Annotated in this window: 1 protein-coding gene and 1 pseudogene; one reads left to right on the top strand and one right to left on the bottom strand. The window is 78.4% G+C overall.

From position 1 onward, the window contains the following. A pseudogene (locus ND748_RS33285) lies at positions 1 to 389 on the bottom strand (ATP-binding protein); the annotation flags it as partial. An 18-nt stretch (positions 390 to 407) separates the two neighbouring features. Between ND748_RS33285 and ND748_RS33280 the strand changes: the two are divergent. After that, positions 408 to 695 (top strand): ATP-binding protein (locus ND748_RS33280; RefSeq protein ID WP_251750189.1); only part of this gene is annotated, 288 nt, incomplete at its 3' end.

Raw genomic sequence — 695 nt, 5'->3', positions numbered from 1 at the left:
AGGCGGGCCTCCCGGCCGAGCGCCCGGGCCGCCGCGTCCGCCGACCGGCGCAGCACCGGACCGCCCATCGCGGCCATGATCTGCAAGGCCGCCAGGGCGTTGAGCGCCGAGAGGAGCTGCGCGAACGGCAACGGCCCCGGCACGGCGCCGAACTCCGCGAGGCCGGTGAGCGTAGCGGCCGCGCATCCCAGCGCGGCGATCCACTCGACCGCCGGCCGGGACACCGTGACCTGCATGAGCAGCAGCGGCAACACCAGCACCGGCCAGGCCGCGACCCGACTCGCCCCCGGCTCGGCGGTGTCGACCAGCGTGGCGGTGGCCACCATCACCGCCAGCCCGCAGGCCACCAGACCGAGGGCCTCGAACCGGGTGGCCGGCCGGCGACGCACCCGCCGGGCACCGCAAGCGTGCAGGATCTGCCGGCCGAGGTGACGGCCGCGCTGGCCGCCGCGACGGCCGAGCTGCTGTCCAACGTCCGCCGGCACGCCGGCACCGACCAGGCCTGGGTCACGGTGCATCGCACCCCGACCGCGGTCGGGGTGATGGTGCGGGACGAGGGGCGGGGTTTCGACCCGGCCGCCGTGCCCGCGGACCGGCTCGGGCTGAGCCGCTCGGTGCAGGCCCGGCTCGCCGAGGTCGGCGGTCGCGTCCGCCTGGCCGCCGCCCCCGGCCGCGGCACCCGGGTCCTGCTGACC

Source organism: Frankia sp. AiPs1 (assembly GCF_023716945.1).
Taxonomy (GTDB): Bacteria; Actinomycetota; Actinomycetes; order Frankiales; family Frankiaceae; genus Frankia.
This window is presented reverse-complemented; position numbering and strand designations above follow the sequence as displayed.